The following is a 13,067-nucleotide window of genomic DNA, read 5'->3' as shown; positions in this document are numbered from 1 at the left end:
GGTTGCATTCCTAATGGGTCACTTGAATCCCCCGTTGCCGCAGTTGTTCCACAAAAAACTCTTCTAGGGTGGGGTGAGCCAGGCGCAGTTGTAGGATTTTGCCGCCCATTTCTTCAACGAGAGCGAGGAAGCGTTGTAGGGGAATTTTGATCACGCCTTGCCAGCGATCGCCCTGAATTTCTAGGGAATAGAGCCATTCCTGAAGGCCGTCCACATGGCCCCCTTTGCCCACCACATGGTAGGCTTGGCTGCTGCCGAGGAGTTCATCAACCGTCCCTGCGCAAACCAGTTCCCCCTGGGCCAAAATGCCCACGCGATCGCAAATGGCTTCCACATCCGCCAGCACGTGGCTATTGAAGAAAATTGTTTTGCCCTGCTGTTTTAGGGAAAGAATGATCTCGCGAATTTGGTAGCGGCCAAGGGGGTCGAGGCCCGACATGGGTTCGTCCAAAAAGACCACTTCGGGATCGTTAATTAGAGCTTGCGCCAATCCCACCCGCTGCACCATCCCCTTTGAATAGCGGCGCATTTGCTTTTTGCGGGCATCCTTGAGATTGAGGCCGACCATTTCCAATAGCAGGGGAATACGTTCTCTGCGGGTGGCGGCACTGAGGCCAAAGAGGCCTGCCGTAAACTCTAGGAACTCCCAAGCGGTCAAATAGTCGTAGAAGTAGGGATTTTCCGGTAGGTAGCCAATCCGCTGCCGCACAGCGCGATCGCCCAAAGGGTATCCCAGCAGGGTACCGGAGCCAGCACTGGGTCGCACCAGCCCTAAGAGAATTTTTAAGAGGGTGGTCTTGCCCGCTCCATTGGGCCCCAGCAGGCCAAAGGTTTCCCCTGGCTGGACTTGCAGCGAGACGGACTTGAGGGGTGTGAGCACTGTCTGCAGCCAAAAACCCGTGCGGTAGGATTTTTTTAGGTTCTCAACCGCCACCACAGGGGAGCGATCGCCGGCAGCGCTAATCACCATAGCAGGGAGTCACCTCAGGAAGAACGGGGAGGATGAAAATGCAAACCCACTAAGGCATCGTAAAGAAAGGGCAGGAAATTCCCTGGTTCCAATATACCAAGGGTTTGTTTGCAGCCGTGAGCATCGAGGAGAGGCTTGACGGCGTAGTAGGCGGGCTGCACCTTGTACCAAGGGATATTCGGCCAGAGGTGATGGATCAGGTGATAGTTTTGGCCAAAAATGAGGATGTTGAGGAGACGACTGGGATAGACCCGCGCATTGTGCCAGCGATCGCGCTCCGTGTGGGGACGATGGGGAAAATAGTCAAAAAACAGCCCCAGCATCAAACCCACAACCCCAGCCGGTAAAAACCAATAGTTCAAAATGTAGTCTAAATAGCCATTGAGCGCCGCAAAGGTCACAATCCCCACCACCGTCAGGCGACTGAGGCACCACTCCAGCAGTTCATACTTGCGCCAAAGCCGCCGCTTAAAAAAGAAAATCTCGTGGTAGAAAAAGCGGGGGGCAATTAACCACAGCGGCCCCCCCTTGGAAACGTAATGGTCGGGATCGTTTTCGGGATCATTGACATGGGCATGGTGCTGCATGTGTACCCGCGTAAAGACAGGGAAAACGAACCCCAACATCAGGGCACTGCCATGACCCATAATGGCATTTATGATGCGATTGCTGTGGGCAACATTGTGGGAGGCATCGTGAATCACTGTACCCATGAGGTGCAAAGCTAACATATTGGCCACAAATGAGACCCAGCCCGGCCAGTGACCTTGAAAGTAGCCCCAAGTGGATAGAATGGCGATCCCAAATGCGGCAAAAAACATCACTAGAGTGGGATTAAAGCCCACCGGGGGACCTAAAAATTCCTTAGGAACCGTGGCCGGAATCGCTGCCTCCGTGATCATCGGCGCGGTCGCTCCTCACATTGTTGCAAAATGTTACCTTCTACTATGTAGGCCAATCGGCGGTACAAAATCAAGTCGCACGATCCCAAAAGTGGGTTACTGTCCTTTGCGCAAGGATTGCCCTAGAACTGTTGCTCTCGTGGAGCCCCAATGCTACAAACGCTGCGGATTCAGAACTTTGCTCTCGTTGCGGAGCTAGAGGTGACCTTTCAGCGGGGGTTCAATGTCCTCACCGGGGAAACAGGGGCAGGAAAGTCAATCCTCCTCGATGCCATTGATGCCCTCCTAGGGGGAAAGCTCTCAGCAGGCCAGGTGCGAGCGGGAACGGCGCAGGGCTGTATCGAAGCTAGTTTCACCCTGACCCCCCCAGTGAGAGACTGGCTGACCACCCTAGAAATTGATGCTGAAGGGGATGAGGTGATTTGTAGCCGCGAGTTTAGTCTCAAGGGTGAGACGTTTCGCAGTCGCAGTCGAGTCAATGGTGTGCTCGTGAATCGGCAACAACTGCAGGAACTGCGGCGCCACCTTGTGCACCTCACAGCTCAGGGACAGGCGGTGCAACTGGCGAGTGCTGCCCAACAGCGGGATTGGCTTGATCGCTATGGCGGCGAGGCCCTAATGACCCAGCGGCAGCGGGTGGCAGAAGCCTATCGGGCATGGCAACAACGGCAACAGGAATTGCAAGACTTTCTCGCCCAGGAGAAGCAGCAACTGCAGCGACTCGATTTACTCCACTTTCAACTCCAAGAACTGCTGGGTGCCGCCCTGGCAGACCCTGAGGAACTCACCCAGTTGCAACAGGACTATCAACGCCTCAGCCACATCCAGGAACTGCAAAGCCAAAGCCAACGGACCTATCACCTCCTCTACGACGGGGAACCCAGTGTGGTGACCTTGCTGGCCCAAGCCCAAGGGGCGCTGCAATCCATTGCCGACTGGGATCCAGCGCTTCAACCCATTGGGGAATTGTTAGAAGGGGCGATCGCCCACACTGAAGAAGCGGCACGCCAACTGCGCAGCTATGCCGATCGCCTCGATGGGGACCCAGCCATGCTGGACGCCATAGGTCACCGCATTCACCAATTACAACGCCTGTGTCGCAAGTATGGCCCCGATTTAGCCAGTGTCATTGCCTATCGCGATCGCATCCAAGCAGAATTAGCCGCCCTCAGGGATGCTTCCACTAGCCAAGCGTTCTTAGAAGTCGAAGTTGCCCAACGGCGGCAAGTTCTTGAGCAAGCGAGTGAGCAGCTTCACCAATTGCGGCAAGGGGCAGCAGAACGTCTCGAACAGGACCTCCTTGCCCACCTGTGTCCCCTTGGGCTTCCCCAAGCGCGTTTTAGGGTGCAGTTGACAACCACAGAAGCCAGTAGTAGCGGTAGTGATGAAATTAGCTTTCTTTGGAGTGCCAACCCCGGCCAACCCCTGCAACCCCTGGGGGAGATTGCCTCTGGCGGTGAAATGAGTCGGTTTTTACTGGCGTTGGAGACCTGCTTGGCGACACAGCAAACGCCGAAAACGCTCATTTTCGATGAAATTGATGTTGGCGTCTCCGGCCGTGTTGCGGGGGCGATCGCCGAGAGTTTAAGCCGATTGGGGCAAACCCATCAGGTGTTGTGTGTTACCCATCAATCCTTGATTGCGGCGGCGGCTGATCATCACTATTGGGTTCACAAGCATATTGACCCCAGCACCTCCACAACGGCAATTCATGTGCAATACTTAACCGATAAGGCACGTGTCGAGGCCCTTGCGGATTTAGCGGGGGGCGATTGCGCAGCTATGGCACTCTCATTTGCCCGTGGCCTGTTGGCACAGCAACAACGCTCCCTGCCGCCCAACGCCGAGGAAATGAGCATGAAAACTTAACGCGGGAATGCCCATATTCTTACAGTTTCTTACAGTAAAGTAAGATTGATCGTAACATTGCCGTCTGACTGTCCTCAATGCTGCGTTCTTTCTATCCTGTAGGGGGGGATGAGTTCATGACCATTGAGCAGGTGCAGCAAACTCTCCGCCGCTCCCGTGCGTCTATTTATCGTTATGTCAACACTAGTCATGAAACAATTAATCCCCCCTTTGATCCCCAGCGCCTCAATCCAGAGCATCGCCAGAGCCGTCGTCAACCGCTGCTGTTTCACCCCAATGAAGTGGCTCGCTTTGCCCGTGATGTGATGGGGATGACCACCCTCCAAGTGGAATTAAAAACAATCCCTCCGAATCCCACCGACGATCTCCTCCAGGAAATTCTCGGGGAATTAAAGCACATTCGCGAGATTTTAGAGCGGCTGGAGAAGTGACTAGGAAGCTAGGCAGGTATAAGCAGGTATAATACGTCTGTTTCATTTGCACATTGACCACACATGGGTTTGCAAGCACCACGGGGAACTCGCGATATTTTGCCCGCTGAGCGGGTCTATTGGCAGTATTTAGAAGCCATTGCCCGTCAGATTTTAGATCGCGCCGCCTACCGTGAAATTTGCACTCCGATTTTTGAGCAAACCCATCTGTTTGAGCGGGGCATTGGTGAAGCCACCGATATTGTCAGTAAGGAGATGTACACCTTTAGCGATCGCGCCCAACGATCGCTGACGCTGCGGCCAGAGGGCACGGCGGGGGTCGTTCGCGCCTATATTGAGCATGGCCTCCACAGCCAAGGGGGCGTGCAACGGCTGTGGTACCTAGGGCCAATGTTTCGCTATGAGCGGCCACAATCCGGTCGCTACCGCCAGTTTCACCAGTTGGGGGTGGAGGTTTTAGGGAGTGCCGATCCCCGTGCTGATGCCGAAGTCATTGCGGTGGCCTTGGATATTTTGCAGGCTCTGGGACTAAAGGAGTTAACCCTGATGCTCAACTCCGTGGGCGATCGCGAGGATCGCAGTGCCTATCGCCAAGCCTTGGTGGATTACCTCACCCCCTACAAAGCGGAGTTAGACCCCGATTCCCAAGAACGCCTCCACCGCAATCCTCTCAGGATTCTCGATAGCAAAGACCCCCGCACCCAAGCCATTGTCAAGGAAGCGCCGCGGCTTTTGGATTATCTGAGTGCGCGATCGCGCGCCCATTTTGAGCAAGTCCAATCCCTCCTGCAGGCTCTGGGCATTGCCTACCAGATTAACCCTGCCCTTGTGCGTGGTCTCGATTACTACACCCACACTGCCTTTGAATTTCAGGATGTCAGTTTAGGGAATGAGGGAACTGTCTGTGGCGGTGGTCGCTACGATCACCTTGTGGAGGAACTGGGTGGCCCGCCCACCCCGGCAATTGGTTGGGCCATGGGACTGGAACGGCTGATTTTACTTTTGCGCGATCGCCCTCTCCCACCGCGCAATCAGCCCTACCTCTATATGGTGACCCGTGGCGAAGCTGCTGAACGTCAAGGCCTGATCTTGGCACAGCAACTGCGGCATCAAGGCTATACCGTCGAAGTGGATCTCAGCGGTAGTGCCTTTGGCAAGCAGGTGAAACGCGCCGATCGCGTGGGTGCCACGGTGTGTCTAGTGATTGGTGAAAGTGAAGCGACGGATGGCACCGTCCAAGTGAAGTGGTTAGCTTCTGGAGAGCAGGTTTTGGTACCGCAACAGGAACTCTTGAGCGAAAACTGGCGATCGCGCTTCCTGACCCCCCCATGATGGCTTACTTTCTCATTAGCCACGGCAGTCCTGCCCCCGAGCCGCCGCAGGCGATGGCATGCCTGTGCCAGCAACTCGCCCCCCTTGGCATCCTCAGTTGGGGAACCCTGGAAGGGGCACCCCTGCCTGCGCAGATTCGCCAGTTCAGTCAGCAGGCCCAATCACAGGGGGCGGAGGGGATGGTGATCCTACCCCTCTTTCTATTGCCGGGCAACCATGTGGTCGTGGATCTACCCCTAGCGATCGCAGCAGCCGAGTCGGTGCTTCCCATTCAATTACTCCCCTTCTTGGGGGCACAGCCGCTCTTTCAAGCCTGGTTAAAACGGGCGATCGCCGATGAAGTTGCCCATATTCTCCTTGGCCATGGCAGCCGTCGGCCTGAAGTCCTCCCTTGGTTTGAGGAACTCTGTCAGACCTGTGGTGTGCATCCAGCCCTGCTGACCCAAACGGGAAGTTTAGACCATGCCATTGAGACGCGGCTGGCGCAGGGGTATACCAGTAGCAAAATTTATGGCTACTTTCTTTTTGGTGGCAAAACCCTTGATCAGGTGCACAGCCAACTCACCCTGCTGCAGCTCAGGTATCCCCACCACGCCGTTTCCTTGGTGCCGGCCATTCAACCCACCTCCTCCTTCATCAACGTTCTGCACCGGATTCTTCAGGCAGCGCCGCGCGTGGAGCCTGTTGTATGAGTCAAGTCTTTCTCTGTGGTTACTACGGCTATGGGAATACCGGCGATGAGGCGCTGTTGGCAACGCTCCTCGAACAGTTGCCCCCCCACGTTTCACCGGTCGTCCTCAGCGGCAATCCTAGGGCCACGGCAAACCGCTATGGTGTTGCCACCTGCGATCGCCGGCAGTGGCAAACAGTGCTGCGTACTCTGCAACGGAGCCACGCCTTTATTTGGGGTGGCGGCAGTCTAATTCAGGATGTGACAAGTTGGCGCAGTCCTCTCTATTACCTTGGCTTGATGACCCTAGCGCAGCGGTTTGGCTGTCGCACAATTGCTTGGGCACAGGGGATTGGACCGCTGCGATCGCCCCTCTATCGCTGGTGGATGCGGGAACTGCTCCGCCGTTGTGTGGCCGTTACGGTGCGAGATTCCGGGTCGGCGGCCCTCCTGCGGCAGTGGGGTATTCCCCATCAACAGGGAGCCGATCCCGTATGGCTGATGTCGGCGCGGCCTGGGTTGCTCCCCAAGGAGAGGGCGCCCATTGCGGTGTGTTTGCGTCCCCATCGGCACCTCACCAGCGATCGCTGGCAGCGTCTGAAAATGGCCTTGCGGCGGTGGCAGGAAGAGGCGGGGGTGTCGCTTTTGCTGTTGCCCTTTCAGCGCCAACAGGATTTGCCCTTGGCTGAGGATCTCTATGGGGCACTGCTGCCCGATCAGACCCAACTGATCTCCTGTGAGGATCCCCGCGAGATGAAGGGAATTTTGGCGGCAACGGCGGGGGCGATCGCCATGCGCCTCCATGCGCTAATTATGGCCGCCAGTGTGGGCTGTCCCTGTTTTGCCCTCAGCTACGACCCCAAGGTCCGCTACCTCATGGCCGATACGGGTATGGCTGGGGTTGAGCTGGCAGCCTTGCCCGCCTGACCCCACTGCCTTGATCCACCAATGGCAACACACCTTCTCCGCCCCCGTGCCCAGCTATCAAGCCTACCTGCAGTCGGCTGGCGTTCACAAGGCAGTGTTGAATCTCCTCTAGGCCAGCCCCTTGGCAAGGATAGGATAAGATTAACTCGATGCGTCGTTTTGTTGCGGCACCCCCATGAGCGAATTTCACCGCCGCTATCCCACCGGCAGCATTGTCAGTGATTTATTGCAAATTCATGACGGCCTCTTTATTGTCAAAACAACTCTCCTAGTGGGGGACACCATTCTTGCTACAGGGATGGCTGCGGCACCAACCCTTGAACAGGCGGAAGATAATGCCCGCCAGCGGGCCCTGCAACTCTTGGGTATTCATCTCCCTGTGCAAACGGCAGCGGAACTGATTCCCCGGGTCCCGGCAGCCCTAGAGGCAGCGCCTTGGTCAGAGGCCAGCAATACTGATCTGCTCCTAGAACCTACCTCTGCTGCCAATCCTCACCGCAGCCAACCCCCCGTCAAACCGGCCAGTGAGAAGCCCCCCACCAAGCGCCAACCCGCTGGATCTGGCGGATGAAATTGCCCAAACCACCGTGGAAATGAAGCGCTTGGGATGGACGGAAGCCCAAGGCCGTGCCTGTTTACTGCAACGCTATGGCAAGCGATCGCGCCAGCAATTGAGCGATGAAGAACTCTTGGATTTTCTCCACTTCTTGCAACAACAACCCACTCCTGGGGAGCTGTCCTTTTAGGCCATTCATAAAATTAGGCAACAAAATGCAAGAAAAATTTATACTCTGGCGAAAACTTAAAGAAAAGCTATAGATTTTCACGGCAGCCGTGATCCCCCCCTTAGCTTCTTTACCATGAAGAAGTTGTTGCTGTCGAGGAAAAATCCGTGCTGGGTCCCTTTGATGTCTCACCCTTGACCCTAGGCAGTGCTCCGAGTGTCCGTCGCCAGTGGATTTTTCGCCTCGTGTTGCTGATGACGATCTTTACCCTCTTTTTGATGGCGATAGGCAGTGCCACACGGGTGATGGATGCCGGTTTAGCCTGTCCCGACTGGCCCTTGTGCTTTGGCAGGCTGGTGCCGCAGATGGATTTGCCGATTTTCCTAGAGTGGTTTCACCGCCTGTTGGCCACCAGCTTAGGGCTGCTGGCGATCGCCTTTGCTGGCCTGAGCGTGGCTTGGCGGCAAGCCCTGCCTCCTTGGGTTCCCTACGCGGCGGCGGCGGCACTGTGCCTGGTGATTTTGCAGGGGATTTTGGGGGGGCTGACGGTCACGGAGTTGCTGCGCTTTGAAATTGTCACGGCTCACTTGGGCACAGGACTACTCTTCTTTTGCCTTTTGGTAGCCATCACCGTTGGCTTGGCTCCCTTTAGGGGTAGGGGTAGCGCCCGTTGGTTGCGGACTTGCAGGACCGATCGCCCTGCTATGGGTCTATGGCCAGAGTGTGTTGGGGGGCTTGGTGGCTTCGCAGTGGGCCGTTCATCAGTGCCTCTATGGCGATCGCCTGTGTGGGGTGCTCCGTAACCATCTGTTGGGGGTTGTCCCAGCCACCTTGGGGGTTTTGGCAGTTGTAATGGTGGCCTGGCGCCGCCCCGCCTTAACTCCCCCGCTGCGGCAATTGAGTTTCTCGCTCCTGCCACTGGTGGCACTGCAGGTGGCCTTGGGGTGGAGCACCCTCCAACTAAAGCTACAGGTTCCGGTCACTCACCGTTGCCCATCAAATGATTGGCGCCACTCCTCTTGGGGGGGGTGGTGGCCATTTCAGCCTTGGCGTGGCGCGATCGCCCCCCCATTTTCTGAAACGAGGCATCTTAAACATCTTTGAGGTCTCCATGACATTTCTCGCTAGGCTTTCCTCCTCAACGGGGGATCTCTCGACAAAATTGCTGGACTATGTCCAGCTCACAAAACCGCGGTTAATCCTGCTCTTTTTGATTACCACTGCGGCAGCCATGGAGGTGGCCGGTCAAGGTCGGGTGGCTCCGCAATTGCTACTCATCACCCTTGTGAGCGGGACCTGTGCGGCGGCGGCAGCCAATACCATCAACTGTCTCTATGACCGTGATATTGATGCAATGATGGAGCGGACGCGCCATCGGCCTTTGCCGGCAGGGCGGGTGGCCCCTTGGGAAGCAGTGTTTCTGGCGGTACTGCTGGCAACCACGGCCTTCGGTCTTTTGGCAGTATTTGCCAATCTCCTGAGTGCTGGCCTGGCCATGGCCGGAATTGCGGTTTATGTGGGGGTCTATACCCACTGGCTGAAGCGGTCTTCGCCGCAAAATATCGTGATTGGCGGTGCGGCCGGGGCGATTCCCCCCTTGGTGGGTTGGGCAGCGGTGACGGGAGAACTGGGTTGGGCGGCCTGGGTCCTGTTTGCCATTATCTTTATCTGGACACCGCCCCATTTTTGGCCGCTGGCGATGTTAATTCAAGAGGACTATGCCCGTGTGCAGGTGCCCATGTTGCCGGTGGTGGGGGGCAATCGCCTGACGGCAGAGCAAATTTTCCGCTACACCTTGGCACTGGTGCCCACCAGCTTGCTGTTAGTTTATCCCTGTGGTGTGGTGAGTTGGGGCTATGGTCTGGGGGCGATCGCCCTTGGCAGTTGGTTTATTTACGGCGCGTGGCAGTTGACCCAAGCCCCAGAGGATCGCGACCGCGCCCGCCGTCTCTTTAAGTTTTCCATCCTGTATATGATGCTGCTGTGTGCTGCCATGGTGGGCGATCGCCTACGCCTGCCGCCCTTATGCCCGCCAGTCTCAGCTGCCCTTGGGGGCCTGTGGAAGTGCCTGAGCTAGGACTTGAGGCAACCGTTGCAGCCACTCAATTAAAATCGGGTTGACCAGCTCGGGGCGATCGTCATGGGGGCAGTGGCCAGTATTGGGCAACCGCTCAATGCGGATGGGTAAGCGGTCTTGGTGGGCCTCAAAGTGCTTTGTCCCCGACACGGGAGTCCAAGGATCCACTTCCCCCCACAGCACTAGAATGGGCACTTGAATGTGGGGGAGCAAATCAACAATTTTGGGGCCAGGGGGTGCCGAAATAACGCGGGCAAAGACCTCTTTAGCACCGGCATCCATGGCCGGCCGGTGCAACAGCTCCACCAATTCATCGGTGATGGCTGCGGGATTGGCATAGACTTGGGTCAGGGTTTTGCGGATGCGCTCTGGCTGTCGAATCTGATGGAAAATGAGATGACCAATGATCGGGGAGGCCACCAACGCCCGAAAAATTGCTGTAAACAGACTCTGGGTCCAGTTAAGTTCATTGGGACGGTGGTTGAGTCCGCCGGCACAGTTGAGAACACTGACCCCACGACAGGTGTGGCCATAGCGCGCGGCCATCATTAAACACAACAGACCCCCAATGGAGTTGCCTACCCAAACCACCGGTTCCCCAATATGGGCTTGCCAAAAATCCGCCAGTAGCTCTGCCCACAGATCCAAGCTGTAGGTTAAATCTGGCTTTGCCGATGCACCAAAGCCCAGTAAATCAAGGGCATAGACACGGTAGCCTGCGGCAGTGAGGGCGGGGATATTTTTGCGCCAGTGACCAATGGAGGCACCAAACCCATGAACCAAGACCACTGGGGCACCACTGCCATTGACGCTGTAGCGAATGCGATGGCCGCGCCAAGTCCAGTCTGCGGTGGGAAAAGCTGCTGTGGCGGAGAGCGTCGAGGTCATTTTGCCCAGTCCCTTCCTGCAAAGTGTATTACTCTTAAGATAGCGATCTTTACGTTTCGTAACAATTATGACAACGGTACTGATTACGGGGGCAACGGGGGGATTGGGTCAGGCCTTTGCCCACGCCTTTGCCGATCGCCAGCACGATTTGATCCTGACGGGGCGTTCTGTCGATGCCCTAGCGGCCCTCAAGACGCGCCTGAACCAAAAGGTATCGGTGCTGTGTATTCCCCAAGATCTGAGTGAGCCCGGTGCTGCCTGCCGCCTCTATGGGCAGATTCAATCCTTGGGATGGGCTGTGGATGTGCTGGTCAATAATGCTGGTTTTGGCGATTATGGGGCCTTTGGCGATCGCGATCGCCACCAATTGATGGCTATGCTCCAAGTAAACATCACAGCCCTGGTGGAACTCACCCATCTCGTGCTCCAGGAAATGCGCCCCCGCCGTCAAGGAACCATCATTAATGTCAGCTCCATTGCTGCTTTTCAGCCCCTTCCCTACCTTGCCGTCTATGCTGCCACTAAAGCCTTTGTCCGCCACTTTAGCGAAGCCCTCTGGGCAGAAGTCAAACCCTGGGGTATTCGGGTCTTGGCCGTCTGTCCCGGACCCACTGCCACCAACTTCTTTGAGCGCGCCGCTATGACCCGCAACCCTGCTCTCATTGCCCAGCAGGACAGGCCCGAACAGGTCGTTGCCGAAACCCTTGCTGCCTTGCAAACCGATGGGGCAACGATCATTCCCGGTCAGCCGGCCAATCGCTTCCTTGCCCTTGCCGGACGGTTAGTGCCCCGTCAGTGGTTGGTGCAGCAGTTAGAACCCCGCTTCCGTCCCCCCGCTCAATAGGAGCAAGCCTAAAAAGGAGCCACTGTTCCAGATGCTGTGGAGAATCATTGCCGCACCAATGTTTTGCGATCGCCAGTAGATGTAGCTGAGCACTGTTCCCAAAACCGTCAGGGGCAAGAGGTCGGCTAAGTTGAGGTGGGCAATCGCAAACAAGACCCCAGTGAGGCCCATGGCTGTGCCTAGGGGGAGATAGGATTGCACAGAACGAAAGAAAAAGCCCCGAAAGAGAATCTCCTCAAAGAGGGGTGCCATCAGTGCCACCATGACATAGAGCAGAGCAAAGGTTGGATAGTCACGGCTTTGCAAAATAATCTCTAGCAGGGGATTACCGCCCCCTTGATTTTTGAGCAGCGCCTGACTGATCAGTGAGCTGATGAGAACTAACGGCAGCGCCGCCAAATAACCGCCGACCCCCCAACGCAGGGCACCCCCTAAGCCGCCCTGCCAGCGCAGCCACTTCCAAGGGCGCTGGCCAAAGGGACGCAGGAAGTACCCGAGCCAACCCAGCCCCGCGACCATGAGTGTGCTGTAGCTGACTAAGGCATACAGGGTTTGCGCTATGGCGGAATGCAGCGGCAGCCCCTTACTGATCAGGGCGCGCACCAGGGGCATCAATACCAAATTAATAGCAAAGAACAGAGCAAACCAGATCACCATGGCTTCCCAGAGGCTTTCCCAGCCCCAGGTCACGGGGGGTAGGGAGGAGGGGGTATTTTGGGAGCGGCGTCGCAGGTGTTGATAGATCCAGATAATCCAGAGCCCTATCCCAATCACACTCCCGAGCAATGGCGTCGTGCCAAGGAGGGCCAGGCGATAGAAGGCTGCTTTTGCGCGCTTTTGTTCGGCACTGGCCAGGGCCCTTAGGGCATCGGAGCGCTGTTGCAGTTCGTACAGGCGTTGGAGGGCGCGATCGCGAAACCAGCCGTGGAGCGTCTCTTTAATTAATCCTTCCGCTTCCGGGAGCAGTTGCGGTGGCTCTGACCACAGATGAATCAAGACCTCTGCTGTTGCGTGGATTGTCCCTTGACTTTCTTGGAGCAGGAATTGCCAGGTTTTCAGGGCGCGATCGCCCTGCCCAGCGTCAGCATAGAGCAGTCCCAATTGCAGACGCAGCGGTTGGTTTTGCGGTGGGGGGGTCTGCAGCACCTTTTCATAGGCTTGGATGGCCCCTTGCAGATCACCGAGGAGGCGATCGCGGGCTGGACTGTCCCCTAGGGCCTGCCATTCCCGGGCTTGCAGTGACAAGTTCGTTTGAAGGAGGTTGATTTGCCCTTGGGTTTGGGGCTGCAAATAGCTCCCCAGCAACGATACTGTCATGAGGGCAGCAACGACTACACTGAGGGCGGCAAGCACCAACCGCTTGAAAGACATAGGGCAACGCTGACAAAGGACTTCCCAAAACCTTAGCGGAAAGCGACCCAGTGGATCAATC

Annotated in this window: 15 protein-coding genes; 11 read left to right on the top strand and 4 right to left on the bottom strand. The window is 56.6% G+C overall.

The window, feature by feature from the left end; translation table 11 throughout:
• Window positions 1-10: 10 nt before the first annotated feature.
• Window positions 11-970, bottom strand: a complete 960-nt coding sequence (locus Q0W94_RS00745; RefSeq protein WP_297759876.1) for an ABC transporter ATP-binding protein — start codon at window positions 968-970, stop codon at window positions 11-13.
• A 14-nt stretch (window positions 971-984) separates the two neighbouring features.
• The gene (gene crtR / locus Q0W94_RS00740) at window positions 985-1,869 is read right to left on the bottom strand and encodes a beta-carotene hydroxylase (protein WP_399372432.1); all 885 of its coding nucleotides are present in this window, start codon (window positions 1,867-1,869) and stop codon (window positions 985-987) included.
• Between the two features lie 153 nt (window positions 1,870-2,022).
• Between crtR and recN the strand changes: the two genes are divergently transcribed.
• The 10 genes from recN (at window position 2,023) to Q0W94_RS00690 (ending at window position 9,903) form a co-directional block, all read left to right on the top strand.
• Complete coding sequence (gene recN, locus Q0W94_RS00735) at window positions 2,023-3,741, top strand: DNA repair protein RecN (protein WP_297759872.1); 1,719 nt, start codon at window positions 2,023-2,025, stop codon at window positions 3,739-3,741.
• A 116-nt stretch (window positions 3,742-3,857) separates the two neighbouring features.
• Window positions 3,858-4,172 (top strand): resolvase, encoded by a 315-nt coding sequence (locus Q0W94_RS00730; protein ID WP_297759870.1) that lies wholly within the window; start codon window positions 3,858-3,860, stop codon window positions 4,170-4,172.
• 63 nt (window positions 4,173-4,235) lie between these two features.
• Window positions 4,236-5,504: a histidine--tRNA ligase gene (gene hisS, locus Q0W94_RS00725; protein WP_297759867.1), complete on the top strand. Its 1,269-nt coding sequence runs from the start codon at window positions 4,236-4,238 to the stop codon at window positions 5,502-5,504.
• Window positions 5,501-6,196, top strand: a complete 696-nt coding sequence (locus tag Q0W94_RS00720; protein WP_297759865.1) for a sirohydrochlorin chelatase — start codon at window positions 5,501-5,503, stop codon at window positions 6,194-6,196. The genes hisS and Q0W94_RS00720 overlap by 4 nt, the downstream gene beginning before the upstream one ends.
• Entirely contained in the window at window positions 6,193-7,101 is a 909-nt protein-coding gene (gene csaB, locus Q0W94_RS00715; protein WP_297759863.1) for a polysaccharide pyruvyl transferase CsaB, read from the top strand. The genes Q0W94_RS00720 and csaB overlap by 4 nt, the downstream gene beginning before the upstream one ends.
• 175 nt (window positions 7,102-7,276) lie before the next feature.
• Complete coding sequence (locus tag Q0W94_RS00710) at window positions 7,277-7,672, top strand: hypothetical protein (protein WP_297759861.1); 396 nt, start codon at window positions 7,277-7,279, stop codon at window positions 7,670-7,672.
• Window positions 7,626-7,847, top strand: coding sequence for a hypothetical protein (locus tag Q0W94_RS00705; RefSeq protein ID WP_297759859.1), 222 nt, complete (start codon window positions 7,626-7,628; stop codon window positions 7,845-7,847). Before Q0W94_RS00710 ends, Q0W94_RS00705 begins: the two co-directional genes overlap by 47 nt.
• A 146-nt stretch (window positions 7,848-7,993) precedes the next feature.
• Entirely contained in the window at window positions 7,994-8,629 is a 636-nt protein-coding gene (locus Q0W94_RS00700) for a heme A synthase (RefSeq protein WP_297759856.1), read from the top strand.
• Window positions 8,565-8,930: a hypothetical protein gene (locus Q0W94_RS00695; protein ID WP_297759854.1), complete on the top strand. Its 366-nt coding sequence runs from the start codon at window positions 8,565-8,567 to the stop codon at window positions 8,928-8,930. The genes Q0W94_RS00700 and Q0W94_RS00695 overlap by 65 nt, the downstream gene beginning before the upstream one ends.
• A 7-nt stretch (window positions 8,931-8,937) precedes the next feature.
• Window positions 8,938-9,903 (top strand): heme o synthase, encoded by a 966-nt coding sequence (locus tag Q0W94_RS00690; RefSeq protein WP_297759852.1) that lies wholly within the window; start codon window positions 8,938-8,940, stop codon window positions 9,901-9,903.
• Here the strand turns inward: Q0W94_RS00690 and Q0W94_RS00685 are convergent.
• The gene (locus Q0W94_RS00685) at window positions 9,865-10,791 is read right to left on the bottom strand and encodes an alpha/beta fold hydrolase (RefSeq protein WP_297759850.1); all 927 of its coding nucleotides are present in this window, start codon (window positions 10,789-10,791) and stop codon (window positions 9,865-9,867) included. The two genes, Q0W94_RS00690 and Q0W94_RS00685, sit on opposite strands and share 39 nt — an antisense overlap.
• Window positions 10,792-10,858: 67 nt before the next feature.
• Between Q0W94_RS00685 and Q0W94_RS00680 the strand changes: the two genes are divergently transcribed.
• Window positions 10,859-11,635, top strand: a complete 777-nt coding sequence (locus Q0W94_RS00680) for an SDR family oxidoreductase (protein ID WP_297759848.1) — start codon at window positions 10,859-10,861, stop codon at window positions 11,633-11,635.
• On the opposite strand, the gene Q0W94_RS00675 is transcribed toward Q0W94_RS00680, so the two are convergent.
• Entirely contained in the window at window positions 11,603-13,006 is a 1,404-nt protein-coding gene (locus tag Q0W94_RS00675; RefSeq protein ID WP_297759846.1) for a type II CAAX endopeptidase family protein, read from the bottom strand. The genes Q0W94_RS00680 and Q0W94_RS00675 overlap by 33 nt on opposite strands.
• Window positions 13,007-13,067 lie beyond the last annotated feature (61 nt).

Source organism: Thermosynechococcus sp., from assembly GCF_025999095.1.
Taxonomy (GTDB): domain Bacteria; phylum Cyanobacteriota; class Cyanobacteriia; order Thermosynechococcales; family Thermosynechococcaceae; genus Thermosynechococcus.
This window is presented reverse-complemented; position numbering and strand designations above follow the sequence as displayed.

Excerpts from the sequence above, each read along its gene's own strand:
- hisS (WP_297759867.1), top strand. The coding sequence starts at position 4,236 with ATGGGTTTGCAAGCACCACGGGGAACTCGCGATATTTTGCCCGCTGAG.
- Q0W94_RS00690 (WP_297759852.1), top strand. The coding sequence starts at position 8,938 with ATGACATTTCTCGCTAGGCTTTCCTCCTCAACGGGGGATCTCTCGACA.
- Q0W94_RS00730 (WP_297759870.1), top strand. The coding sequence starts at position 3,858 with ATGACCATTGAGCAGGTGCAGCAAACTCTCCGCCGCTCCCGTGCGTCT.
- Q0W94_RS00675 (WP_297759846.1), bottom strand. The coding sequence starts at position 13,006 with ATGTCTTTCAAGCGGTTGGTGCTTGCCGCCCTCAGTGTAGTCGTTGCT.
- Q0W94_RS00685 (WP_297759850.1), bottom strand. The coding sequence starts at position 10,791 with ATGACCTCGACGCTCTCCGCCACAGCAGCTTTTCCCACCGCAGACTGG.
- csaB (WP_297759863.1), top strand. The coding sequence starts at position 6,193 with ATGAGTCAAGTCTTTCTCTGTGGTTACTACGGCTATGGGAATACCGGC.
- Q0W94_RS00710 (WP_297759861.1), top strand. The coding sequence starts at position 7,277 with ATGAGCGAATTTCACCGCCGCTATCCCACCGGCAGCATTGTCAGTGAT.
- recN (WP_297759872.1), top strand. The coding sequence starts at position 2,023 with ATGCTACAAACGCTGCGGATTCAGAACTTTGCTCTCGTTGCGGAGCTA.
- Q0W94_RS00680 (WP_297759848.1), top strand. The coding sequence starts at position 10,859 with ATGACAACGGTACTGATTACGGGGGCAACGGGGGGATTGGGTCAGGCC.
- Q0W94_RS00745 (WP_297759876.1), bottom strand. The coding sequence starts at position 970 with ATGGTGATTAGCGCTGCCGGCGATCGCTCCCCTGTGGTGGCGGTTGAG.
- Q0W94_RS00720 (WP_297759865.1), top strand. The coding sequence starts at position 5,501 with ATGATGGCTTACTTTCTCATTAGCCACGGCAGTCCTGCCCCCGAGCCG.